Consider the following 20938-nt stretch of genomic DNA (forward strand, 5'->3'; position numbering starts at 1 on the left):
ATCACCTATTTGGTTTCGTCAGCAGGCTTTGGATCTGCTTTAGGTTTTGTAGCAGACTTTGCCTTTTCAAGTTCAGCCACTTTCGCCTTTAGCTCAGCAACTTCTTGATCAGCCTTAGCCTTGTCAGCAGCTGCTGTCTGATTGGCTTTGGTTAAGGCTTCATTGGCTGCTGTTAGCTCAGCATTGGACTTTTCAAGTTCAGCCAAGCGTTCGGCCGTACCATCTGCCTTAGGTTCTTCCGGCTCTTGATATTCTTCAATAGCCCCAGATACTAAAAGGGCCTGAAGTTGTTTAGCTTCAAGCCCTTTGATTTCATCACCTGGCATAAAATGCCCGATGGATTGTTTTGCTGTGTACTTCGGCATGTCTTGCTCCTTATAGGGTGATAAAGCCAGTACCACCAACTACACCGTTCTTATTAGATGGCACAACCAGTGGAGCAGATTCAGTCATCAGCATGATGCCGCTTGGATCTTCGCAGTACCATTGACGATCAAAGTATTGCTGAGCTGCACCATTGGCTAGCATGTTTTTGATCTTGCAATGGGCTACCGAACCATTGGTATCAGAAATCAATGAGAAGTAATCCTTAGGAATAAAGCGTTTTACTTGACCTTTGTTGCGGTAGGTCGCGTCATACACCCAGAATTCGATCCCATCAAAAGTACCTTTGAATGTCGCAGATTCTTTAACACCAAAGCTCGGATTCACTGGAACAGAAATACCCGCATACGGCGTGATGAATTCTTTTTTGAATTCTTCATTATTCCAGAGAGCCGCCCAAACCAAGCCCGACATAATAGACAGCTTGGTCTCACCACCATCAGCAGCCAATTGACGTTCAAGCATGGTGCGGATATCCGTTACTGGCTTGGCACCCACTTCATTCCACTTAGTCAACGGTGTATATGTCAAAGATGCATCACGACGGTAATCCACCAGGTTGTATTCATAATCATCTGAGTGAAGCGCGTATTTACCATTTTTTAGTAAATCAATCGCCATCATCAGGACTGAGTTATCAATCGCATCATGGTTGCGCTTCATCACTGCGATCTGAGCAACGATCATTTGCTCTTGCTCAGACAGTCGCTGATTACCCGTAGAAATAATCTTTGCCGCACGCAAGCGCTCAAGCAAAGCAATTTCAAAAGTTTCTGCAGGTGTGACCTGATTTTTTGGTTTGTAGTAAGCCGGTTTGACGTGGCGTACTTCACCAGATTGAGTTGTATCAAATGGCTTACCAGGTTGTTGTGGTGATACCAGTGGTGCCAAATCATGCTCAGCAGATACTTCCGCCAAAGGTACGTCATCACGCGTGAATAACGGGCGATTAGGGAAAAGCTTGTCTAAAAGCCAGGTGTCCATCGGACGGTAGTTTGAGTGGATCAGTGCAAGCTCACCCACATCAAGAAGTTCAAGTGGAGCACCTTCAATATTAAAAGACTGTGGCATGTTAATTACACCTTAGAAAGTTCGATTTTGTTTTTAGTTGCCTGTGCACGCGCTGCATCATATTGAGCAGTTGTAAGCAAAGTTCCATTTACTGATACAGCTTCGACATTAAATACGCCGCCGTAGTACACCGGAATTTCGATTCCATCAGCAGCCTTAATCGTAGCTTCAGCCGCAGTTACATCCTGACCGCAGATCACATCCCACGTTTTTTCATCAGTGGCGTGGGCCAGCACATTGGTATCTGACAGCGTTAATAGATCACCATATTTAAATGCAGTGGCGGTTGGAACCTTTGCATTGGCACGACGTAACTTTTCATTGTCCAAGACCAGTCGTTTTGAGGTGACTGAAATGGGCGGTACATAGTGAATAGCCATGGATTATTTCCCCTTTTGTTCTGCAAATGCTTGTGCACCTGAAGTGAATTTGTGAGTGTCATTGTTATTTGACTGGCCACCTTGCCCCGGATTAGCTTGATGGCTAAACAAATGTGCAAATGCCGGATTCACACTTGGTGTTTGTTGTTGCTGTTGTCCAGCTGGTGGTTGTGTATTACCTGCCGAGAATTGACGAAGCTGTTTAGCCGAGAATGCAAATGCAGAATCATCAAGCTTTTTCATTTCTTCAACATCTTCAGCGCTAAACTCTTTGCCCAGATCTTTACCCAGTGCATTGATTTCAGCTTCACGTTTTGCAGCTGCAAATTGCTTGTTTTGTTCGGTCAAAGCATCAACCTGATCTTGCAATGCTTTGGCTTTGGCTTGCGCCTGTTCTAATTCGGTCACGTTGGTGTCCTCTTTGGTTGGGTTTGGGTTGGCTTTGCCCGAAAAGGCTTTAATTGATGTATTGCGATCAGCACCTGTTGAACAGATCGTAAATTCACGAATACGGTTTTGACGAAAAATTGTGATCGGGCCTTCAAAGGACTGACCATTCACAGTGACTGTCTTGCCTTGTGATACTTCTTCAATGGATCCTGGATCAATCATCATCGACATTTGGAATGGGAAACCGTCATCAGAGTCTTGAACAATCTCTTGTGCTTTCGCATTCGTAAGAAAATCACCAGATACATCAATCTTTCCGTTTGTATCTACAGCTTGAACTACACCAATTCGACTTGAACCAAAGTGTTCTTCAAGTAAGGCTGTCGGCTTATCAATCTCAATTCCATCAAGATCGAACACCACACCAGAGCGTCCCCAATACCAGTGACCATCTACACGTCCACCGGCATAGGCAGTGCCTTTGAATTTTCGTTTTTGCCCGTCTTCGGCTTTTGGAACCTCAATGGCCGAGGCATTAAATAAATACTTCAGCCGCTCTTCATTTGGATCTGGCATTTTTCATGCTCCATAAAAAAACCGCCCAGAAGGCGGTCATATTCATTTTTAAATTAGTTTAATAAAGGCTTTAGTGTATAAACCATCTGCCCTTCAACCACCTCAATCGAAACCACCTCAAAAGATAGCCCCATCGGCATGAGAACGCCGTTACCAGCATTGAGCATATCCAGATCAATACCGAGACCCTTGGCATTTTCAATTTTAATCATGATGTCACCAGCACTTTCAGCCATCAGCAACGGCGCATTAAACTGGATTGTCTGCCCTACCTGATAGGTTGCTACCTGTTGAAGCGTCGCAGCACCCACCACGGTTGAAGCCGTATTGCTTGCAACAGCCTGAATTACTGCCATATCGGTACTAAGCCAGCGCTTAAGTACATCATCAGCCAGAGAACCTGTAGCAGAGTTTAAATAGCTGGTCAGTGCAGCATCATTGCCCTGCACATAATCCAGAAAAGTACGAATCGCACTTGGACGAATGTTTGGATCAAGTGGAATAACCGTATTGGCCACCGTGTCGAACAGGTCTCGAGTCTTATCATCCATGGGGGCAAATAGACTGGTGAGCTTTTTACTCGCCGTCCATTCAGCCTTAATGACTTCCTTTTGCTCGAGTAGATATTCTTTATCTAAACTCGAAGCACTGATCTTTTTATCCACCAGCGATTCAAGTTCACCAAACTGCAATGGGTGAGAACTCCAGTCCAAAGCCTCGGCGACCTCAGGCAACTGATCATCAGGTGTAATGCCGTATTTCAGTGCCTGCTTCTCGGTTAAGGCAATCACGGTGCACCGGCAACGAAAGCCTAAAGGTGGGTAATGTGTTAGCCAGAATGGATGATCAATCGGCAACACGATACGATTCAAAGCTAAATGAGCAGGACGTACGCGACTATCATCGATAGCCGAGTACATCAGGTATTGTCGTTTAGCTTTATTCCGTTGCTGCTGTTGCCACCGACCATGACCGTAAGCACTTTGAATATTGGTACGAAATACATTGTCCAGATAGTGCTTTGGCAGAATGATTTCAGATTCTTCAATGAGCTTCTGGAAGTCCTTGAAAGTACCGCCGTCTGCAATCGATTTATTCACGGCCTTAATGACTGTTTCAACCTGCTCAAGGCTCGATAGAAAGCTAACCGTAGTTGCCATCTGCCGGGTCTTTAGATCCATTGAGTAGAATTCATTAGGCAGCACAATCTTTTTATTGTGAGCAAATCGAAGCGCCTCAAGGAATGTGACTGGTTGCATAGCTTACTTCCCATTTTGCGCCGTCACATATCCCAACACATCCGCAGCATACAAAGCTTGGTCCAGATTGGCCGTGAACTGTGTCTGAGTTGCACCAGGTATTAATTGCATCAAGTTATAAGCCAGGGCTTCAGGACTATCAGATTTGAATATCAATTCCTTGACCTGATCCGGTTTTAATAGCTGCAATTCATCCTGTGCATCAGTCAGTTCTTCAACTTCCTGCTGTTCTGGCGAGAGCTTATTGGCTGATGCTTTAAAGTTGAATGCTTGGCGAGGTAAAGCGGTGAATTGGGTATTAGCTGGAATCTGCTCTGAACGCATTTTAAAGTGCTCAGGCTTGATGCCATAAGTCTCCATTACATACTGATCAGTAAAATCAACACCCAACTCTTTCAGCTTTAAGTCACGCTCAACTACTTTTACATTCAGGTCTTGCTCACCACCCAGAATGATCGTGTGCTTTTCAAATCCATTTAGATAACAGATTGCATCGACAATATCCTGAAAGGTCGGGGTGATCATGCGCAAGTCTGAGTTACGCTTATCCATGCGTACATTTTCATGCACTTCACCCAGCGCACGACTCCCCGTGCCATCAGTTCCCGATGTAAGGGTCTGGCCTAATACAACCTTCTGAATACGGCGCGTTAAAACAGTATCAAATGCCTCAAATGCTGAGCTACCTGCACCCGAGAAGTTTGTACCCACTGTATTTACATCATCTTCAGATCCAATCGAAATAACCGACTGCGAGTGAGCATCCAGTAATGCCGAGGTCATGGCATCAATATCATCTTGGGTTCGACTGTTGCCACCCACCTTGCCCACAAGTAACGGAGATCCGAATCGCTCCAAGAACTTAACCCAAAACTTAGTGGAATTTGTTCTAAAGAACCATAACCAGTACAGCTTAGACAATAATGGATCGCCATAAGGCTGCTTGAATGAGGGCTTGCGTCGAGTTAAAAAGAACTTTAATGGCCACTTCTGAAATACATTGATTTCTGTATTGGTCTGTGGCTCACGATAAATTAGTTCGCCGTTGTTCTTTGGCTCAAACCACTCAAGTGGCTTCACCTGGATGCCATTGAGTGTGAATTTACCATCATCAAGAATCTTGTAATTGGCCTCCATTACTGAATAGCCAAATGGACACGCTTCCCACGCACCAGTAATAATTTCATTGTGCCAGTAAGCAACCTGCTCTTTTAAGAACTCAGTTTGCTCCCCGTGATCTTCTTTGAATCGCCATGGTGCATTAATGACTGAGTCAAGGCGGGTTTCCATAGCCTGTGATATTTCATCATCAGCCATAAGTACAGATAAACGCTGCCGGGTAACACCAGCCTTGCGCAAGACTTCATCAACATCAGCCGCACGCCCCATACTGAACGCAAGTTTTTCAACAGCAACTTCGGTCAACAAGCCGGCTGATTTTGGCTTGGTCTCTTTCTGCTTGTTTTTGGATTTTGCCATATTAAAAACCTTGATTAAAAACTACGTGAGCCACCTCCGCCTGGCCTTAAGCGTTCAGGCGGCTTGATATCACTAAAGCAAATCATGACGCCGTCTGCTCGGTTTGGAGACAAGGCCCCGTCCGGTTGCTTATTGACTAGGATTTTGCCTGCACCATTTTTTGTATAAGTGGGTTGCGATAACTCTCGCTTGAGCTGTTCAAGCTCCTGCTTGTTTATGTGTTTGGTAGAGAGCGAAATAAGATTGTCTGGGTCATATTGCATACCCTGTAAGGCTCGATAAGTATTCTGGAATCTTATGCGTAATGACCACCACATCTGAGCTTTAAGATTGGCAAAGAAGTCTACGTTTTTACGCGCCTCAACCATTTCCTGCTCAGGATTGTGTACCGCACCTGAGCCACGGAATGGATTTGCCTCGATCTCTGGTATCCCTTTAGATCGATTCTGCTCATTAATGACTCGGGCATCACCACGTACACCAGCACCAAGACCATCGGCATCGTAATAAAACGAGTTCAAACGTAGATCAAGACAAGCATCAATAGCTTTCTGAGTTGTGCCAAAGATGTCATCACCAACGCCTGACCAAGTGTCCAAATACTGCAGTACGATGCCATGACGTGCGGCAAAAGAGTTTTTATCTTTACCCTCATCTGCCACATCAAGCGCACCCATACGTTCGCCTGACGGCTGAATATCTAATTCAAGATGAGCATCGACGGCAGCTTGCACCCATGCTGATGGAATCAACACACCTTCTACCGATGCGGCATAATCAATATCAACTTCCTGGGCTAAAACGATGTCATCTAATGTGGCTAATTGTTTTTCATACCAGGGATAAATTACTTTGCCATTAAATTCGACCTGCCAATTCTTATCTGGGTTATCACGCCATGCCATCGTAAAAACGGCGTAACGACCACTAAAACGATCTTGGTGAAACTTGTCCCCAATACCGTTTGGTGTAGATCCCTTGATATGTACGTTTGTGTTTTGAGAAATGGCAGCATCAACAGCTTCTTGCCGCTCTACGAATGCCCATTCATCCAGAAAGTACATTGTGGTACGACCACCACGGCCAATATTGTCACCAGCCTCACCCGTAACCGTTGCGCCGTTGTCCGGGTTGATGATTCGCATGTAGTTGTCATGCACTTTCTCGACAAAGCCTTTAGGTTTCATCCAGTCTGGCAGCTTGGAAAACATATCCCTAAATTTGTGCAGTAACGTTTTCGGATCGCCTTTTTTATCAACCAGATCTTCTTTACGACTACCGACGCCACCAGCAAAGCCTTCAACGAATAACCACCGATGCAAATAAAAGCCCAAGACTACATAGCTCATCCCTTCATCACGACTTTTTTCAATTAAGCCGTGTGTCTGGGTGCTTTCACGCTCTAATAGCCAATCAACAAGCTCAACCTGACCAGGACGCAAAACAAAAGGAATATTCGCCGGCAGTCCAAAAGGCATGCCCCGTGGATCATAAGTCCATACCCAGTGATTAAACCAATGAGCCGGATCATTCTTACATTTGTAGATTTCAGCCTCTCGACTTAGTTCATTCTGCTCTATCAGCATCCGGTAGTAATAGCGCCGTTTCATTTCTTCAATGATTTCAGGCAGACGTGTATTGATCGTCCACTCTTTAATTAGTGGCGCTATATCTTCGATTGCATAAGTCATAACTTGCCATTAATTGCTAAACGCGAAAGCTCTTGCGCGGATAGTCCGTTAAGCTCATCTGGTGTGAATTGATGCGTTGATTTGGTTTCTTGTTGAATTGGCCCGCCGTCTTTACCAGTAATCTCTATTTTCTTTTCATAGTGACCTTTGACAATCTTCTGCATCTGATCAATCAGTTTGATTGCCATCACCACGTTACCTTTTTTTGAAACCAGCAAATCACTCAGTATCTGAAGCTGCACAATATCGTTAGCACCTTCAATGTTATAGATCGGCTGGGCAATATATTGCTTACGCGCTTCATTAAATAGATCTACAAATTCCTGTGATAAGTCAGCACCTGCAACTTTGGTAGGATCATATGTCTCCACTTGCTGTGGAGAAACATCAACACCTAATTTTACCTTGATGTCCTCTACTACTTGAGTGGGGGTCATAAACTGCGCAAGTGCTCGAACTATAAATACTTTTTCATGTTTTTTGAGTCTTGCCATAAATCACCATCCATCAAGGTACATCAAGGAAAGTGGGCAAAAAAATTTAACCTATGACACAGTTCCCACAACACGCAGCCATACTTTCCTCTGATACAAACGGCGCATTCTTGGCGATTTCCAAAAGTCTTTTAACAGACTCGTCCGCACCCCATCGTTTTGTTTCACCAAAGAACACTTCAACATCATGGCCAGCCAGGTAATGCTTAGGCAGTCCGGTCATATCGCTATAAATGATTTCGCCATCTTCATCACGTTCTACACCGATGTGATACAACTCATGTTCAATCAACCGGCAGAACTCACGATCTGAGGCTTGTTCACAGAATGCAGCATCGACAGTAATCAAATATTGAGGCACAAAACCAAACCAGTCTCGCATCTGTTGTTCCTGGCGTGCTTTCTTCCAGCCGCCCACGTTAAACATCACTTTTTCACATTGCCCCAGCACCATACGTTTTTTCGCTACGGCGGCAGATGAAGCCCAAGCGAATGCAAGAAACTCTTCATTGTCATGGAGTAGTTCAGCAATATGATCATGATCCGGGTTGTGTAGTTCACCGCCGAGAGTAAGCCAGTTATTCACGACCCATTCTTTAAGCTCTGGTGCAGGTGCTAAGCGAATAGCTTCTTCTTCCTCGGCCTGATCAATCAGATCCGTCGGCGGGAATGGTCTGAACTGTTCCATAAGATGCCTTTAAATTTCTTAACCACGCCGTAGCTCGACCCATGTTTATATCGCCGGTTTCAAAACGCTGATAGCGATAACCCATTTCTTCAGCATGGTCATAGCGATCTATGCTCCAAGCTTTTGTGGCCAACTTACCTTTACGGCCACCAGACCATGGACCACCCGCGATTTCAATTAATGTGAGATAGCCAACCAGGTGCAAATCGAAACGCCAATGCTTGGTGCTCTTAAAATGAAAGTATTCTTCGTACTTAATTTCCATCCGATCCAAGATTTCTTTTAATCGATCGAATGCTTCTAGGTATTTTTCACCAGCTTTGGGTAGGGGTCTGACACGCGATTTCTTTTTTGGCGGGATTTTTTGGGTGAAAAGTTTATAAGCCTTTTCATCCATACAAAGTAAACCGTAAATTATTAATACGCTCTTTCAGCTTAATCATGATGCCGTCAATTGCCAGTAACTCATTTCGAGTCAGCCCGGCCCGACTGAGATTCTGATACTTAGATAGCTCAGCACTGCAAAATTCTAAGTCTTGTTTAGCTTGTACTTTGTCTGTCATAAATTCCAACCTTCCGGAATTTCCGGATAGTTCAAATCACAACCTTCTTTACTGATCCCATAACCATCCATATTCACCACCAATAGAAAAGAAAAACCCCTCAACATCTAGAATGCGAGGGGTTCTGTTTGCTGTAATCCGTTCGGCTAATTCGTGTAATTGTCTCGACGCTTTCCACACTTGCGACATTCAATCTGTATAAAAATATCAGACTCGTAATCGTAGTGATGAAAGCAGAATAGGCGTTTTAAGAAAGTAAGCATGATTTTACTCCTGGACAATCAAGCAATCATGTCGCAAGAAATGTCAGTTACTTTTACTTATAAAACATAAATTTATGATATTTATTTCCGAAATAATGTCAGCGATTTTGTCGAACTAAGCAAGATTTCTTCCTGGCTAAGCAAGCAACGATCAAGCAAATACCAGTCCTCTATTTGTAGTTTTAAAGGTCTCGAATTCGAGGGGTTTAGAATCTGGCACGCCATGTAGGATTCGAACCCACAACCATTGGTATAGAAAACCCATGCTCTTTCCAGTTGAGCTAATGGCGCAAATAAAAACCAACTAAGAAGTATTTCTCCCTAGTTGGCTTAGTAGTGTGCTTAATGGCTCATAACTGACTGTGTTAATGGGTCGCCAATCCAAAGTAGTACTCACCTTTTAAAACTAACAGGTGGCGGCATTAATTTAAAAACCACCAGAAATTAATGAAACCGCCATAATGCAAAAAGCCCATCGTTTGATGAGCTCTCTATCAGTAGTGCGACTTACTTACACTTCGCGCCACTATAACATGAATTTAGCAGATGCCTTGATCAAGGTCAAATACTATTCACTTTTTGTATGCAATAAATCCATAGCGGCAGTGTAGCGCTGCAAGTCCGCATTTCACATCAAATTTTGCGTCAACACCTGTGCGATTTTCATTGCACATCTGCGACCACGAATTCCCATAAAAATAACGGCAGATAATCGCATCCATCCAATCATCCATGATTTCGCTCTGGCCCTGCATATCCAGAATTAAGCGCTGGACTGCACGCGCTTCATTATCATCAATCTCACAGGCCACCCCAACTCTGGATAATTTTGGCTTTTCCTCTGACAACATGGAATCAGCAATAATTTGACGAGTCTTTCTCACACCCAACTTAAACTTGCGCTGCTTTACAATCGCCTCATCCATAGCAACAGCAATAGGGTTGATACTTTTACCGCATGTACCAGACACGCTATTCATCCAAGCCCCAAATTGATAAAGCCACTCTTCCAGTGAGTGCTTCGACCAATCTACCGCCTGCATAATATTTTGAACCTTCACCATCGCATTCATCCCTATTCCCTCTTAAATCTCTCTAACGTCTATACCGTGTACTGTTTTCATTAAGTGTTTCTTATTACGGAAACTTGCTAACTTTCTTGTGGCTGCCGACTTCACATCCTCAACAATCTGCACCCCATCCTTCAGGTATGTGAAATCTGCAAAATATCGAAGTGCAGGCTTTGCTTTTTTCTCACCTGCAATCTTTACTTTCGGTGCCAACTCAAATTTGACCTGACACTGTAAATCCTGAATTTCACCTCTTTGCATTTGCGCTGTAAGCTCGATATAGCGCTTGTACTCTTTTTGGCTATCAAAGGTCATTCCGTCCTTTTCGATCTTCACAGCGTTAAATTTGTTGCGTTTGGTGGCAGTCTTACGACCACCGCCATACTGTTTGTGATATTCAGCGAGGGAGATTGATGTCATTGGTACCTCGCAAAGTTTTCTTGATCTCACCAATGCAATATCGAATCGCAAAAACTCGTTCAGATTTTCCAGACTTCTTGTTCTGCTCTAATGCAAATTCAAGCTGCTTGATTAAGCTCGCAGAAGAAGTTCTTAAATTGTCATTTTCCTGCTTAGCCTGGTGAAGCTCCTGAGCCAAACGATCTACCTCTAAAATAGCCTGCTCTCTTGTGAGTTCCTGATCCGCAAAGCACTTTCCATCAGCATGACAATACCCATCAGCACCACAGTACGGACTACCACCTTTGCAACGCATTACGGCATCTGCCCAAACATTGTGATTTTTGCTTAGCAAGTCATGTTCACACGGTATTTTTATTGCTTTCATGCTCAATCACCTTCGTATTCGGGCTGATGTGATTCCGAATATCACTACATGTATCAATGCGGTCGTGGTCAGCTAGAGCGGCGCGTAATTCACCATGTGTAAAACCAACCGAGCTTCTTTGCCACATTCCATTGATTACAGCGATTTTCCAACTCTCAGGCACACCATGCTTTTGAAGCATCCCATCAAGTGCTTTGCGTTTTCCAATCCCAATTTTTCGATTAAGCTTATGCCCATTCCATGCACTCCTTGCAGTCACAACCGCTTCTGAATTTTGTGATAGTTCCGTGTTGAGCCAGTTTTAGAATTTCTTTCTTCACCTCAACTGGTGATGCCTTCCGAGCCGGTTTTTTAGTTCTTACTTTTGGCACCACAACCTCGATTGAACTCTTGCGCCCAAGGAAAGGTATTTTTCTTAATACTGCTGCTTTCAATGGGTGATCCGTGTTGTTATCAAAACTCGCCAAAACCTCTCTGACGGTCAGTGGCTCGTAATGTGGTCGACCTAATGCCTCGGCAATTTCAATCAGTGCTGTTCTGATCTGTTCTTTGGTGTCTAGCATGGCCCACCCCCCCGAATAATTGCTTGGCTTTAGGTGTAAGGAAGTAGCGATATTCATCATTACCACCCCCAACAAATCCAATAAGACCGACTTGCACCAAGGTTTTTAAGTAGCGCTGTACCGATCTAATCGTCATGTATGGCAGCGCTTGATCTTTGATTTCCTTGGTTGTGGCGATTGGTGTGTTTTTAATAACAAGTAAAACGTCAATGCCACGATTTAATGAGGCTGCCTTGTTGTGCTGATACGTTCTTTCGTTCACACCCCACCCCCTACACGCCGATCCATCCAATTGCACTCAACCACAGCCAATCCGTCATGCTGGAACCGGGACCATAGTCGATCACCCAAATCAGTCGCCAAATCATCCTTGGTCATATTTGAAATCAGCATGGTCGGCTTACCTGCGTCATAACGCGCATATAAAACCTTGTGAACCAGTTGCAGGCGGTTTTCATGGCGATCATGCAACCCATATTCATCCAGAATCAGAAGGTCATAATCGGTATAGCGCCAGATTGCGTTGGCTTCGTTGTCATCGGCTTTTTTCCAAGCGTTGGCAATCTCATTAGCCATATCTTCAGAAGTGACGTAGCGGGCGTATTTACGCGCCTCCAGAACGTTGCGAGCGACTGCGCATGCCAAATGGGTTTTTCCAGTACCAGTACGACCCACCATAATCAGATTGCGAGTGATGCCTTCCAGAAAGTCTTTAGTGAATTTCACACACTGAGCTTTGGCATGTTTCTGGCCGTCGTTAGTGGTGATGTATTCCTTAAAACCACTGTTTGCATGACGACCTGGTAACTTCGCGCCTTCAAAATGCTTTTCACGAACCATCTGATTGACAGAGGCTGCATGATCCTGATGGGCCTGATTTAAGATTTCAGATGCACACTGTTTGCAAATCGACTGGTTACCCAGTTGAACTTTTTGCATCTGGTGGCGGTCACAGTATTCAGAGCTGATCTGAATTTTTAATCCAAGTAGAGCTGCTGCATTCATACCAAGCCCTCCAAGTCGATATCATCGGTTGCGGGTGCGTAGTTTTGAACTTGGCCCCAGTTTTGATTTACGTTGCGGTTGTTTTGGGCGGGTGCTGCAGAGTGTGAATTTTGTTTTTGAGTGAACTTGCGTTTGATCCACTTCACGAAGTTTGAATACATTTGGGTGTCTGTGATCAAGCCTGCGTTCAAACGTGGTTCGTAGTGAGCATTCACTTCAAGTAAAATCTGATTCACCAGTTCTTGGGTCATCGGGGTTTCACCTGATCGCTGTAACCAAGAATTCAGAGAATGCAAATCTGGCGTCCAAAGTTTTAGAACCTGATCAACTGAATTTTCTTGCGTGTTTTTCTCTTTAAAGTTTTCTTTAAATGTTTCTTTAAGTGTTTCTTTAATAGGGTCCCGCTCAACGGGACTAGTCCCGTCACCTTTCGCGGTACTAGTCCCGTCCCGTTTGGTGGTACTAGTCCCATCACCTTTAAGGGTACTACCCTCATTTGGTACTAGTCCCTTTTCGCGGTACTGGTCAGGAGTGAATAAATATTCATTCAAACAGCCTGTTGTTCTTTCAACTTTGATTAAGCCAAGCTCTTCCAGATCACGAATACATGACATAACTGTGTCGCGTTTTTTAATACCGCAATATTTCTGAAATTGAGTGATAGCAATTGGGTGAGATGCGCGGTCAAATCCAATGGTTTGACGCATGACAAACATTAAACACTTAAATGCCTTATCGTTCAGTTGAGCCATAATCTGACTATCAATTAACGTGTTAGGCATCTTGGTGTAGCGCTCTTCTTTATTCGACATAGCTTTGCGCTCATTTTTTGGAAAATGAACTACTTGCCCTTGAGGTAGCGGTGGTTCATATGCTAAATTTGATTTCATATTCAATGCCTCTAAAGTTTTGAATTGATAAAGCCTGATCTAGACCATCAGGCTTTTTCTTTGCCTAAATCCCCGTGAATCCCTTCCGATCCCTCTCCAAAGCTGATGTCTGTAGACAGATCCCTTACTAAAGCTCCTAATCCCAAGCGCTCGAATGATTTTGCTTGTAAATTAAGTACATGCCACTCACCGACGATTTCCTTCTCTAGGAGATACGCCAGGTATTGAGCAAGGTCTTTACCCTTAATTTCGGCAAGTAGTTTTGCCCGCTCATGGATTTCAGGAGATAAGCGAACATGTGTAGATTTCTTTTCAAGACTCATAATTTTTACCTACTTAGGGAGTCCGACTTTCAGAAGTATTTCTTTAGAAACCTTCCCTTTTGTCTTCTTCTCGATAATTTCTGAATAATTTGTTTGTCCGGTGTACTCGGTACGTGGTAGTGAGTCTTTCTCGATCCACTTGTACATAGCTCTTGGGGTTTTCCCGATCCAGGCAGCTACTGTGTAGACACCGCCAGCATCATCAATACATGACTTTAGGTTCATCTTAACCTCCAATATGAACTTATGGTTCAACTTTAACAAGAACTGATACTTCTTTCAAGAAGTATTAATATGAACCTATGGTTCTTGGGTAATTAAAAATGACTGATCATCTAGCTGAATTCTCGGATCGACTTAATGAGGCGCTCGAAAAGAAAGGTTTGCCTGTTCGCGGAAGAGCGACTGAGTTGGCTAACTTTTTTAAAATCACACCTAAAGCCGCCGGAAAATGGATAAATGGCGAAGCTTTACCTGATACAAAAAGAATTATTGATTTATCGAAATGGTTGGGCGTGGGTGTTGAGTGGCTCCTCACAGGACAAGATACCCCTGTAAATCTGGACAATAATGTTGATCTATCCCAGAAGATTCCTCTTGAAGGTCGCCCTGTTCCTGTTATCTCGTGGGTCGCAGCCGGATCATTCGATCCAATCGAAACCGTCCTAAAAGACACAAAGGTTGATGAGCATCTCCCTCCGCTCAAGGAATGTGGTAAGAATGGTTATGGCCTTATTGTCGTTGGAAATTCTATGAAGCCTGAGTTCAAGCCAGGTGACCGCATTTACGTGAATCCAGATATACAGACCTTTGATCTAAAAACAGATGATCTGGTGATTATTGCTTGCAGTGGAGATACGGAGGCAACCTTCAAGAAGCTAATTATTGAAGGCGGTGATAAATACTTACAACCTCTTAATCCAAATTGGCCTGAGCAAATCATCAAGTTGACTGAGGATTGTCGCTTGGTTGGCAGGGTTGTTGGTCTACATAGAAGATTTTAAGAAATAAAAAAGCCGCATACCCGAGCGGCTCTTGGATCGGGTGGAGAGAAGAATGAGTAATAGCACTACATTAAGTGGGCCAATTGAAATTAAAGACAAGTCGGTTGAAAGGGTTGCATTGGAATTAATGCAAATAATTTCAGAATCTGAAAGGGTGGCTGATAAGGAGAAATTCCGCAAACCAAATTCAAGAGAATATTATTTAAAACTCTACAACCAATGTCATAGAGTTGTAAGCTGGAATGGTGTGGATGTTAAGGTTGTTTTGGAGGGGAGCAATTCTTAAATAAACCTTCCTCGATTTCTTTTATATTCGCAATGATAATAGAGGTATCAGTAACACCAGCGCCAATTAATTCAACTACAAGTTTTAATTTTTCATTGTGATCTAGCATAACAAACTCCAAACAACCCATCCCTGTGATGGGTTTTCTTTTGTCTATTAAAACATAAAGATGAACAAAAAGTTCAAATAAATGTACTTCTGGTACTTTACATATATGTACTTATGGTTCATTATGATCTCACAAACAAAGAAAAGCCCCAGCGTGCTGCGAACCACCTGAGGCATGACCCACACTCTCTCTGTGAGTAAAGTAATTATGAACACAAAATTAACTCCACACAATAGCTTCAAGGTAACTCTGTTTACCGCTGCCTTAACTGTAAGCGCCTTGGCATTTGCTCATCTTGCTGACTTTGGTACTGACCAGGTAGCACCAGCTCAAAATATTCAATCTGAATATGGAATCGTCTCTTTAAAGATGCTCGACGATATGCGCGGTGAAGCTGTCGTAAATCTGGATGGATTCCGTTTAAATATCTCTTCATTTGAAGTTCAGGCTTATCCAGATAGCTACGGCGTACCTGGTTCAGAGTTCACTGCAGTCGAAGTAACAGAGCTGGGTGAAATCAATGTATTTGATGCCAATGGTAATCCATATAAAGACTTCACTGATCATCAGGATCACCGCGAAATCAATTCAATGATCACTAGCTACATCATGAAGCATCGCCTAGTGGAGGTGCAGTCATGATTTTAAATTCTGCTGATCAAATCTTTGAGGCGCTTTTGAATGGTCAATCAGTCTACTGGTGTGAATGCGGCTCTGATGACTGGTCTCCTCTAAATGATCGAACTCAAATTAATTTTGTGGATCTTTACACCGGTTTCCTGCAATTCAAAGCAGATGAGTTGCCTGTAGTTCAAATGCCGATTGAGTTCAACTCAACTCATCGCTACTTCTCTGAATATATCAAGACCTTTGAAGGACTTGAAATATATCGAGTAGGTAAAACTCGGACCAGCTATTTTGCCCTACGCGTTAAAAGCTCAGGAACTATTGCTGACTATTTCTGCAACACAACTATCTATTCCATTCAGCCGGACGGCTCATTGAGGAAGATGGATAAATCTCTTACTCCGCAATGGGTTTTAGATGGACTGGAAAATGCGCGTGTTGCTATGCGCAAAAACAAGCGTCATCAAGTTTTAGAAAGTACCGGCTTCTTTGCATCGGAAGACTATAAGAACTTTAAGCGTAATAACCGTCCTGCAGGAGTACGTTGAGATGGCGATTAATATTATTCCAGCGAATCAAGCGCTGCTAGTTCAGGCAATTATTGTTTATCTGTATGCGGATCCAGGCTTGGGTAAAACATCTATCGGCTTTACTGGTGATAAGGCTATTTCATTCGACTTTGACAAAGGTTCTCACCGTACTGGTGAACTTCGTCGCGGTGCTGTAGTTCAGGCTCACCAGTGGTCTGATGTAGCAAACCTAACAATGGCTGATCTTGAACCATATAACACCATTGTGATCGATACCGTTGGTGCAATGCTTGAAAGCATCAAAACACATTTAATGCTCAATGCGACTAACAAACAGAAAGATGGATCGTTAAAGCTTAAAGCCCAAGGCTTGGCCAACAACATCTTTAAGCAGTACGTGAATACGCTGATCGCTTCAGGAAAAGATGTGGTGTTTATTGCCCATGCCTCTGAAGATCAAAGCGGTGACCAGGTAATTTATCGCCCTGATCTGGGTGGTAAAAACCGTAATGAGCTATATCGCATTGCTGACATCATGGGCTATTTGACCACAGTCACTACTGGTGAAGGTAAGAATGCTCGAGTAATTAGCTTTAAGCCTTGCCCTACCCATCACGCTAAAAATGCAGGTGGTTTAGGTGGTGACACTGGTGAGGTTTGGGTGCCGGATCTAAAGACCAGCCCTACATTTCTGGCCGATCTTATCAAGCAAGCTAAGGACCATATCAACACCCTGACACCTGATCAATTGACCGCAATCAAGGCTCAAGAAGATCTAGAAAACTGGGTACAAGGCTGTGGTGAGGCCCAGTATGCGAGTGATCTAAATCAGCTCACTCAGTCTCTTGAAGACACTCATCTGTATTACAAGAATATGCGTGCTGAATTAGTTCGCCGCGCCCTAGAAATGAAGTGCACGTTTGATAAGCAACGTAATGCCTGGGTAGATCCACCAGAGTTTAATGGCATTTCTGATGAGCAGCTGGCCGATCTACAGGACTTTATCGATACCTGTGGCCTTGATGCGAAAACAGTATGTGAACATTTAGGGCTTGATGCTCTCAACCAGATAGAAGCTTCCAAATTTGAAGCTGTAAAAAATGACATAGAACAATTGGCGAAGGGAGTAATGACAGCATGAAAATTTTAACTAGCAAAGAAGCTTTTGAAGCAATGATGGCCGGTCGAAATATCATGTGCCGTGCTGTTGGTGAGTTAATGGATTTTGATGATCTGTCTCAATTCCCTGCCACTATTTTCGCTATGCCAGGCTATGAGTTCTGCATCAAGGTCGAAACTATGGAGCTGGCTGGTATTACGTTTACAAAGCCTTTAACGCTTGAAGATGTTGTAGAAGATCAGGAAATCTTTATTGTTCATCCTGATCACGTTTCCCGGGTTAAATACAGTAAACAGAATGGGGAATATTTTGCTTGTGTGCGTAATGGTTTTGCTCAAGCAGATAATAAAAATGCAGTGTTACAACTAGAGGCAATGGGTAAGCTGTTTGGTCGAGTCATTTGTTATTCACCAACAATCGATAATACAGGTAAAGCCAAAAAGAAACGCTCAACTAAAGCCAAGGAAGATACTGAGCAGCTTGTCATTCCAGCTAGTTCAGGTAATTCCATACCAAATATTGAGAAGCAGCCTGAGCCAGAAGTGATTCAACCTGTTGAGGCTATAGCACAAGAAAACACATTTGGAAGTCAGTCTAATATTCAAATTACCGAGCAAGGTCCGATTGCTATATCAGAAGACGGCTTGATCGATGAACTGATTGAAACTAACCCAGTAAAGCTTGTTGAGAAGTTCACAGCACAAATTGACCAGTTTACCAATGCTGAGGACGTTCTTTCATTCCGTCACGTATTTCTGGCCAATGGACGCCTGGATCAAAAAGATCAACAGCACTTGTGCAAGCTTACTGAAGACAAATTACTTGAACTGGATCCTGAGCAATACACACCTAAAGTGGAACCAGTTGTAGATGAAGCTATTGAAGTCATACAACCAAGCTTGATTGATCAAATTGAAAATGCTGCACGTAAACAAGCAGCAGTGGAAAGTGCTGAACATGGTAGCGCCTCTATCGATCTATTCTACAAAAAGAAGAAACAGGTTCTGATCAACCGCATCTATGACATGGATTCAGTGGAAACTCTGGAGCGATTAGCACCAGCAATACCTGCAGCTAAATTACTTCCAGCTGATCATCAGGAGCTACTCAGTATTTATGCTCAGCGCAAAGATGCCTTGATCCAAGCTGCTGAAACTGGGGAGGCTTCATGAGTTATTCCTACTCTTCTATGACCCGAGTGCTGCTTGTGCAGTACAAGGGTCGGGTTAGAACTTACCGCAATATCAACCTATTCGGTATTGATGATTGCCTGCAAAATTTTGCGAACACTTGGGGGTACAGATGATCTTCAGAATTAAAAAGAAGCATGAAGTTGGTTTCAAGCTGTGGCTAGAAAAATTGGGTTATACCAAAAATGAACTTGCGGATGGCAGCTCGACATTTAGCGGCAAAGGCACACGCAAGACACTGAGTTACGTGCTCTTAAAGAAAGATTTAACCGGTAATGCAGCATGCCAGGTGTTATTTCATGAATATGAAGAACATCTGGATAACCCTGATTATTTAGATGTGAAGGTGGCGTGATGGAAGATAACAAACTAGAGCCAATGGAAATTGTTCGTGGTGAAATGGGAACTTGGACCCACCCTGTTTATTCAAAATACATGAATGAACATCTGGAAAACGAAGAATACGTAAGTCGTGAAGAGTGGGAGAAGTTCAGAAACCACTTTGGTGTAGGCGTTGTGATGTTCTGGATGGAAAGCAGCGTTAATTCTGATGATTGGGAAATCATGATGGATGATTGTGACATTACCAAGTGGGACCCGATTGCACCAAACGGCTTTTTCTTAATTGATATCAACTTTAGTGAAGATGATGCCTATGCCATTTTCGCTCGAAACAAGTATGAAAGCGAGGTGGCGTGATGGATATTCGGAATAATCAAACACAAGAGCTATTTGAAAAGTTGTATGTAAAAAATGCTCCAAGTTGGGCACTAGAGCGGGATTCTGATGGGTCTTACAAATACCACGCTACGCAATCTGCTTTCTCTTTATTTGAGCAGCAACAAGCGGAGATTGAGTTGCTTAAATCTGATCTAGCCAAAGCCCAAGCGGTGCCGGAAGGATATGTTCTTATGCCAATCAAGCCAACTGAAACAATGGTTATGGCAGTTGTAAAAGAACATGAGGGTGATGCCTTTCTACCATATAGCTTGTATGACGCTTATGTGAAGCAAGCCATGATCGAAGCACAGGAGCCAGCCAATGACTAACCTCTACAAAATTGAGTCGATTGGCGACTTCTTGAAAATCCCATCTGATCGCATTCATGTTTGCTTGCAGGAAATGGCTGATCACATGGCTGAATTTAAGGCCGGACTGGAATCCTTGGGCATAGAGCCAACGGGTGCTGAAATTAAAACTTTCACCTGGGAGGATGACGGAAAAAATGATCTAAACATCACCCTTAATTGCGTTGATGGTAGATCGGCTACTGTGAAAATTATTCGTGGAGAGCCAGCCAATGACTGAAATTCAATTAACCAACGTGCAGTTCGCCCAGCTTCAGATCGACAACCTTGTGGCCAAAGACAAGCCATATATTGAAACATGGTCTGCCGGTGATGTTGGCTCATTTAATGCGATTTTAAACGCTGTGGATTTTGACAATGAGTTCACGTATCACATGCGAGGATGGTCACGTCAACGAGTTAAGAGTGGTACTGGTGGGATTATCACGGTAGATGAAAGTAATGCGGATAAGCTGTATCACCTATTCACCTGCTATTTGAGCAAGTTGCCGAGTGGCGTGGTGATGAGTTTGGGAGAAGTGTCTTGAAAGCGAATGAGTTTTTTAAAAAAGTCGGGATTGAGGCTGTTAAGTCATACATAGTAGCTTATGAGGATCATTTAACTGATGAGTTAAAACGCCTTGTTGAAAGTCATGAGTTGGTTGCAATTCACGGTTTTGAAAAATCAAAAGAGATTGTTGCTAATGCGCCAAGTGATGATCATTTTTACTCTTGGACTTTGGGTGATTCAGGTGTTCGGGATAAAACAGTAAATATTGGTGAATTGCGCAAAGCCATCGCAGATGTAGAAAGTTGTATGGAGGTGAATGATGGAAATTGATCGCAGAATCCGAGCGAAAGAGTTCATGCAGTTGCTGGCAGTCGGAAAAGATAAATTTTATGCCATGGTGAACTCTGGCGATATTAGACAGCCGGTTCGACTTTCTGAAAAAGATGTGTTCTGGTACTCCTCGTACGTGAAGAATAAAGTTGAAGAACATAAAACAGAATCTGATATGATAGCCCACACATAGTGGGCTTTTATTTATCAATTTTTACCCCCACCTCTCCTAAAGCGGGTAACTAAACGGGTAAGATTGAAACCACAAAAGAATTTTTATATATATTT

33 protein-coding genes and 1 tRNA gene are annotated in these 20938 nt (G+C 43.3%); 13 read left to right on the top strand and 21 right to left on the bottom strand.

What is annotated here, in order from left to right:
• Positions 1 to 5: 5 nt before the first annotated feature.
• The 21 genes from FTU44_RS01260 to FTU44_RS15275 form a co-directional block, all read right to left on the bottom strand.
• On the bottom strand, positions 6 to 365 hold the full coding sequence (locus FTU44_RS01260; protein WP_180049174.1) for a hypothetical protein: 360 nt from the start codon (positions 363 to 365) through the stop codon (positions 6 to 8).
• Between the two features lie 10 nt (positions 366 to 375).
• The gene (locus FTU44_RS01265) at positions 376 to 1455 is read right to left on the bottom strand and encodes a major capsid protein (protein WP_180049176.1); all 1080 of its coding nucleotides are present in this window, start codon (positions 1453 to 1455) and stop codon (positions 376 to 378) included.
• A 5-nt stretch (positions 1456 to 1460) separates the two neighbouring features.
• The gene (locus FTU44_RS01270) at positions 1461 to 1835 is read right to left on the bottom strand and encodes a hypothetical protein (RefSeq protein WP_180049178.1); all 375 of its coding nucleotides are present in this window, start codon (positions 1833 to 1835) and stop codon (positions 1461 to 1463) included.
• 3 nt (positions 1836 to 1838) lie between these two features.
• On the bottom strand, positions 1839 to 2801 hold the full coding sequence (locus FTU44_RS01275) for a hypothetical protein (RefSeq protein ID WP_180049180.1): 963 nt from the start codon (positions 2799 to 2801) through the stop codon (positions 1839 to 1841).
• A 53-nt stretch (positions 2802 to 2854) separates the two neighbouring features.
• Positions 2855 to 4060: a phage minor head protein gene (locus tag FTU44_RS01280; RefSeq protein ID WP_180049182.1), complete on the bottom strand. Its 1206-nt coding sequence runs from the start codon at positions 4058 to 4060 to the stop codon at positions 2855 to 2857.
• Between the two features lie 3 nt (positions 4061 to 4063).
• Positions 4064 to 5539, bottom strand: a complete 1476-nt coding sequence (locus tag FTU44_RS01285) for a DUF935 family protein (RefSeq protein WP_180049183.1) — start codon at positions 5537 to 5539, stop codon at positions 4064 to 4066.
• A 14-nt stretch (positions 5540 to 5553) separates the two neighbouring features.
• The gene (locus tag FTU44_RS01290) at positions 5554 to 7230 is read right to left on the bottom strand and encodes a terminase (RefSeq protein WP_180049185.1); all 1677 of its coding nucleotides are present in this window, start codon (positions 7228 to 7230) and stop codon (positions 5554 to 5556) included.
• Positions 7227 to 7724 (bottom strand): DUF2280 domain-containing protein, encoded by a 498-nt coding sequence (locus FTU44_RS01295; RefSeq protein ID WP_180049187.1) that lies wholly within the window; start codon positions 7722 to 7724, stop codon positions 7227 to 7229. Before FTU44_RS01295 ends, FTU44_RS01290 begins: the two co-directional genes overlap by 4 nt.
• A 46-nt stretch (positions 7725 to 7770) precedes the next feature.
• Positions 7771 to 8412 carry a putative metallopeptidase gene (locus FTU44_RS01300; RefSeq protein ID WP_180049189.1) on the bottom strand — a complete coding sequence of 214 codons (642 nt, stop codon included), beginning with the start codon at positions 8410 to 8412 and terminating at the stop codon, positions 7771 to 7773.
• Positions 8372 to 8809, bottom strand: coding sequence for a hypothetical protein (locus FTU44_RS01305; protein ID WP_180049190.1), 438 nt, complete (start codon positions 8807 to 8809; stop codon positions 8372 to 8374). The genes FTU44_RS01300 and FTU44_RS01305 overlap by 41 nt, the downstream gene beginning before the upstream one ends.
• Positions 8802 to 8975 carry a hypothetical protein gene (locus FTU44_RS01310; RefSeq protein ID WP_180049192.1) on the bottom strand — a complete coding sequence of 58 codons (174 nt, stop codon included), beginning with the start codon at positions 8973 to 8975 and terminating at the stop codon, positions 8802 to 8804. Before FTU44_RS01310 ends, FTU44_RS01305 begins: the two co-directional genes overlap by 8 nt.
• Positions 8976 to 9452: 477 nt before the next feature.
• Positions 9453 to 9529 (bottom strand) — tRNA-Arg (locus FTU44_RS01315).
• Positions 9530 to 9810: 281 nt separating this feature from the next.
• Positions 9811 to 10311, bottom strand: a complete 501-nt coding sequence (locus FTU44_RS01320; protein WP_180049194.1) for a hypothetical protein — start codon at positions 10309 to 10311, stop codon at positions 9811 to 9813.
• A 12-nt stretch (positions 10312 to 10323) separates the two neighbouring features.
• The gene (locus tag FTU44_RS01325) at positions 10324 to 10728 is read right to left on the bottom strand and encodes a DUF1064 domain-containing protein (protein WP_180049196.1); all 405 of its coding nucleotides are present in this window, start codon (positions 10726 to 10728) and stop codon (positions 10324 to 10326) included.
• The gene (locus tag FTU44_RS01330; protein WP_180049198.1) at positions 10706 to 11095 is read right to left on the bottom strand and encodes a hypothetical protein; all 390 of its coding nucleotides are present in this window, start codon (positions 11093 to 11095) and stop codon (positions 10706 to 10708) included. The genes FTU44_RS01325 and FTU44_RS01330 overlap by 23 nt, the downstream gene beginning before the upstream one ends.
• A 227-nt stretch (positions 11096 to 11322) precedes the next feature.
• Positions 11323 to 11658: a hypothetical protein gene (locus tag FTU44_RS01335; RefSeq protein WP_180039341.1), complete on the bottom strand. Its 336-nt coding sequence runs from the start codon at positions 11656 to 11658 to the stop codon at positions 11323 to 11325.
• A complete protein-coding gene (locus tag FTU44_RS01340; protein ID WP_180039342.1) occupies positions 11618 to 11920 on the bottom strand; it encodes a hypothetical protein in 303 nt (100 codons plus the stop codon). The genes FTU44_RS01335 and FTU44_RS01340 overlap by 41 nt, the downstream gene beginning before the upstream one ends.
• On the bottom strand, positions 11917 to 12663 hold the full coding sequence (locus FTU44_RS01345) for an ATP-binding protein (protein ID WP_180049200.1): 747 nt from the start codon (positions 12661 to 12663) through the stop codon (positions 11917 to 11919). Before FTU44_RS01345 ends, FTU44_RS01340 begins: the two co-directional genes overlap by 4 nt.
• A complete protein-coding gene (locus FTU44_RS01350) occupies positions 12660 to 13553 on the bottom strand; it encodes a replication protein (protein WP_180049201.1) in 894 nt (297 codons plus the stop codon). The genes FTU44_RS01345 and FTU44_RS01350 overlap by 4 nt, the downstream gene beginning before the upstream one ends.
• 47 nt (positions 13554 to 13600) lie before the next feature.
• The gene (locus FTU44_RS01355) at positions 13601 to 13876 is read right to left on the bottom strand and encodes a hypothetical protein (RefSeq protein WP_180033380.1); all 276 of its coding nucleotides are present in this window, start codon (positions 13874 to 13876) and stop codon (positions 13601 to 13603) included.
• 9 nt (positions 13877 to 13885) lie between these two features.
• Positions 13886 to 14101 (bottom strand): hypothetical protein, encoded by a 216-nt coding sequence (locus tag FTU44_RS15275; RefSeq protein ID WP_306670108.1) that lies wholly within the window; start codon positions 14099 to 14101, stop codon positions 13886 to 13888.
• 98 nt (positions 14102 to 14199) lie between these two features.
• Here FTU44_RS15275 and FTU44_RS01360 point away from each other — a divergent pair, with 98 nt between their 5' ends.
• The 13 genes from FTU44_RS01360 (at position 14200) to FTU44_RS01420 (ending at position 20843) form a co-directional block, all read left to right on the top strand.
• Positions 14200 to 14880, top strand: a complete 681-nt coding sequence (locus FTU44_RS01360) for a LexA family transcriptional regulator (RefSeq protein WP_180049204.1) — start codon at positions 14200 to 14202, stop codon at positions 14878 to 14880.
• Between the two features lie 52 nt (positions 14881 to 14932).
• Entirely contained in the window at positions 14933 to 15166 is a 234-nt protein-coding gene (locus FTU44_RS01365; protein ID WP_180049206.1) for a hypothetical protein, read from the top strand.
• 316 nt (positions 15167 to 15482) lie between these two features.
• Positions 15483 to 15917, top strand: a complete 435-nt coding sequence (locus FTU44_RS01370; RefSeq protein ID WP_180049208.1) for a hypothetical protein — start codon at positions 15483 to 15485, stop codon at positions 15915 to 15917.
• A complete protein-coding gene (locus FTU44_RS01375) occupies positions 15914 to 16450 on the top strand; it encodes a hypothetical protein (protein ID WP_180049209.1) in 537 nt (178 codons plus the stop codon). Before FTU44_RS01370 ends, FTU44_RS01375 begins: the two co-directional genes overlap by 4 nt.
• A gap of 1 nt (position 16451) precedes the next feature.
• Positions 16452 to 17573, top strand: coding sequence for an ATP-binding protein (locus FTU44_RS01380; RefSeq protein ID WP_180049211.1), 1122 nt, complete (start codon positions 16452 to 16454; stop codon positions 17571 to 17573).
• Complete coding sequence (locus FTU44_RS01385) at positions 17570 to 18724, top strand: hypothetical protein (RefSeq protein WP_180049213.1); 1155 nt, start codon at positions 17570 to 17572, stop codon at positions 18722 to 18724. Before FTU44_RS01380 ends, FTU44_RS01385 begins: the two co-directional genes overlap by 4 nt.
• Before the next feature lie 130 nt (positions 18725 to 18854).
• Positions 18855 to 19097 carry a hypothetical protein gene (locus tag FTU44_RS01390; RefSeq protein ID WP_004893787.1) on the top strand — a complete coding sequence of 81 codons (243 nt, stop codon included), beginning with the start codon at positions 18855 to 18857 and terminating at the stop codon, positions 19095 to 19097.
• Complete coding sequence (locus FTU44_RS01395) at positions 19097 to 19441, top strand: hypothetical protein (RefSeq protein WP_180049215.1); 345 nt, start codon at positions 19097 to 19099, stop codon at positions 19439 to 19441. Before FTU44_RS01390 ends, FTU44_RS01395 begins: the two co-directional genes overlap by 1 nt.
• Positions 19441 to 19791 (top strand): hypothetical protein, encoded by a 351-nt coding sequence (locus tag FTU44_RS01400; protein WP_180049216.1) that lies wholly within the window; start codon positions 19441 to 19443, stop codon positions 19789 to 19791. Before FTU44_RS01395 ends, FTU44_RS01400 begins: the two co-directional genes overlap by 1 nt.
• Positions 19784 to 20050 carry a hypothetical protein gene (locus FTU44_RS01405; RefSeq protein ID WP_180049218.1) on the top strand — a complete coding sequence of 89 codons (267 nt, stop codon included), beginning with the start codon at positions 19784 to 19786 and terminating at the stop codon, positions 20048 to 20050. Before FTU44_RS01400 ends, FTU44_RS01405 begins: the two co-directional genes overlap by 8 nt.
• Positions 20043 to 20357 (top strand): hypothetical protein, encoded by a 315-nt coding sequence (locus tag FTU44_RS01410; RefSeq protein WP_180049220.1) that lies wholly within the window; start codon positions 20043 to 20045, stop codon positions 20355 to 20357. Before FTU44_RS01405 ends, FTU44_RS01410 begins: the two co-directional genes overlap by 8 nt.
• A complete protein-coding gene (locus FTU44_RS01415) occupies positions 20354 to 20650 on the top strand; it encodes a hypothetical protein (RefSeq protein ID WP_180049222.1) in 297 nt (98 codons plus the stop codon). The genes FTU44_RS01410 and FTU44_RS01415 overlap by 4 nt, the downstream gene beginning before the upstream one ends.
• Positions 20640 to 20843: an AlpA family transcriptional regulator gene (locus FTU44_RS01420; RefSeq protein ID WP_180049224.1), complete on the top strand. Its 204-nt coding sequence runs from the start codon at positions 20640 to 20642 to the stop codon at positions 20841 to 20843. The genes FTU44_RS01415 and FTU44_RS01420 overlap by 11 nt, the downstream gene beginning before the upstream one ends.
• The last annotated feature ends 95 nt before the right edge of the window (positions 20844 to 20938 follow it).

The organism is Acinetobacter sp. YH12105 (genome assembly GCF_013419095.1).
GTDB classification, from domain to species: domain Bacteria; phylum Pseudomonadota; class Gammaproteobacteria; order Pseudomonadales; family Moraxellaceae; genus Acinetobacter; species Acinetobacter pseudolwoffii.

What these genes read in the sequence shown, in the direction of transcription:
- FTU44_RS01260 (WP_180049174.1), bottom strand. Translation starts at nt 365, where the DNA reads ATGCCGAAGTACACAGCAAAACAATCCATCGGGCATTTTATGCCAGGT.
- FTU44_RS01265 (WP_180049176.1), bottom strand. Translation starts at nt 1,455, where the DNA reads ATGCCACAGTCTTTTAATATTGAAGGTGCTCCACTTGAACTTCTTGAT.
- FTU44_RS01270 (WP_180049178.1), bottom strand. Translation starts at nt 1,835, where the DNA reads ATGGCTATTCACTATGTACCGCCCATTTCAGTCACCTCAAAACGACTG.
- FTU44_RS01275 (WP_180049180.1), bottom strand. Translation starts at nt 2,801, where the DNA reads ATGCCAGATCCAAATGAAGAGCGGCTGAAGTATTTATTTAATGCCTCG.
- FTU44_RS01280 (WP_180049182.1), bottom strand. Translation starts at nt 4,060, where the DNA reads ATGCAACCAGTCACATTCCTTGAGGCGCTTCGATTTGCTCACAATAAA.
- FTU44_RS01285 (WP_180049183.1), bottom strand. Translation starts at nt 5,539, where the DNA reads ATGGCAAAATCCAAAAACAAGCAGAAAGAGACCAAGCCAAAATCAGCC.
- FTU44_RS01290 (WP_180049185.1), bottom strand. Translation starts at nt 7,230, where the DNA reads ATGACTTATGCAATCGAAGATATAGCGCCACTAATTAAAGAGTGGACG.
- FTU44_RS01295 (WP_180049187.1), bottom strand. Translation starts at nt 7,724, where the DNA reads ATGGCAAGACTCAAAAAACATGAAAAAGTATTTATAGTTCGAGCACTT.
- FTU44_RS01300 (WP_180049189.1), bottom strand. Translation starts at nt 8,412, where the DNA reads ATGGAACAGTTCAGACCATTCCCGCCGACGGATCTGATTGATCAGGCC.
- FTU44_RS01305 (WP_180049190.1), bottom strand. Translation starts at nt 8,809, where the DNA reads ATGGATGAAAAGGCTTATAAACTTTTCACCCAAAAAATCCCGCCAAAA.
- FTU44_RS01310 (WP_180049192.1), bottom strand. Translation starts at nt 8,975, where the DNA reads ATGACAGACAAAGTACAAGCTAAACAAGACTTAGAATTTTGCAGTGCT.
- FTU44_RS01320 (WP_180049194.1), bottom strand. Translation starts at nt 10,311, where the DNA reads ATGAATGCGATGGTGAAGGTTCAAAATATTATGCAGGCGGTAGATTGG.
- FTU44_RS01325 (WP_180049196.1), bottom strand. Translation starts at nt 10,728, where the DNA reads ATGACATCAATCTCCCTCGCTGAATATCACAAACAGTATGGCGGTGGT.
- FTU44_RS01330 (WP_180049198.1), bottom strand. Translation starts at nt 11,095, where the DNA reads ATGAAAGCAATAAAAATACCGTGTGAACATGACTTGCTAAGCAAAAAT.
- FTU44_RS01335 (WP_180039341.1), bottom strand. Translation starts at nt 11,658, where the DNA reads ATGCTAGACACCAAAGAACAGATCAGAACAGCACTGATTGAAATTGCC.
- FTU44_RS01345 (WP_180049200.1), bottom strand. Translation starts at nt 12,663, where the DNA reads ATGAATGCAGCAGCTCTACTTGGATTAAAAATTCAGATCAGCTCTGAA.
- FTU44_RS01350 (WP_180049201.1), bottom strand. Translation starts at nt 13,553, where the DNA reads ATGAAATCAAATTTAGCATATGAACCACCGCTACCTCAAGGGCAAGTA.
- FTU44_RS01355 (WP_180033380.1), bottom strand. Translation starts at nt 13,876, where the DNA reads ATGAGTCTTGAAAAGAAATCTACACATGTTCGCTTATCTCCTGAAATC.
- FTU44_RS15275 (WP_306670108.1), bottom strand. Translation starts at nt 14,101, where the DNA reads ATGAACCTAAAGTCATGTATTGATGATGCTGGCGGTGTCTACACAGTA.
- FTU44_RS01360 (WP_180049204.1), top strand. Translation starts at nt 14,200, where the DNA reads ATGACTGATCATCTAGCTGAATTCTCGGATCGACTTAATGAGGCGCTC.
- FTU44_RS01365 (WP_180049206.1), top strand. Translation starts at nt 14,933, where the DNA reads ATGAGTAATAGCACTACATTAAGTGGGCCAATTGAAATTAAAGACAAG.
- FTU44_RS01370 (WP_180049208.1), top strand. Translation starts at nt 15,483, where the DNA reads ATGAACACAAAATTAACTCCACACAATAGCTTCAAGGTAACTCTGTTT.
- FTU44_RS01375 (WP_180049209.1), top strand. Translation starts at nt 15,914, where the DNA reads ATGATTTTAAATTCTGCTGATCAAATCTTTGAGGCGCTTTTGAATGGT.
- FTU44_RS01380 (WP_180049211.1), top strand. Translation starts at nt 16,452, where the DNA reads ATGGCGATTAATATTATTCCAGCGAATCAAGCGCTGCTAGTTCAGGCA.
- FTU44_RS01385 (WP_180049213.1), top strand. Translation starts at nt 17,570, where the DNA reads ATGAAAATTTTAACTAGCAAAGAAGCTTTTGAAGCAATGATGGCCGGT.
- FTU44_RS01390 (WP_004893787.1), top strand. Translation starts at nt 18,855, where the DNA reads ATGATCTTCAGAATTAAAAAGAAGCATGAAGTTGGTTTCAAGCTGTGG.
- FTU44_RS01395 (WP_180049215.1), top strand. Translation starts at nt 19,097, where the DNA reads ATGGAAGATAACAAACTAGAGCCAATGGAAATTGTTCGTGGTGAAATG.
- FTU44_RS01400 (WP_180049216.1), top strand. Translation starts at nt 19,441, where the DNA reads ATGGATATTCGGAATAATCAAACACAAGAGCTATTTGAAAAGTTGTAT.
- FTU44_RS01405 (WP_180049218.1), top strand. Translation starts at nt 19,784, where the DNA reads ATGACTAACCTCTACAAAATTGAGTCGATTGGCGACTTCTTGAAAATC.
- FTU44_RS01410 (WP_180049220.1), top strand. Translation starts at nt 20,043, where the DNA reads ATGACTGAAATTCAATTAACCAACGTGCAGTTCGCCCAGCTTCAGATC.
- FTU44_RS01420 (WP_180049224.1), top strand. Translation starts at nt 20,640, where the DNA reads ATGGAAATTGATCGCAGAATCCGAGCGAAAGAGTTCATGCAGTTGCTG.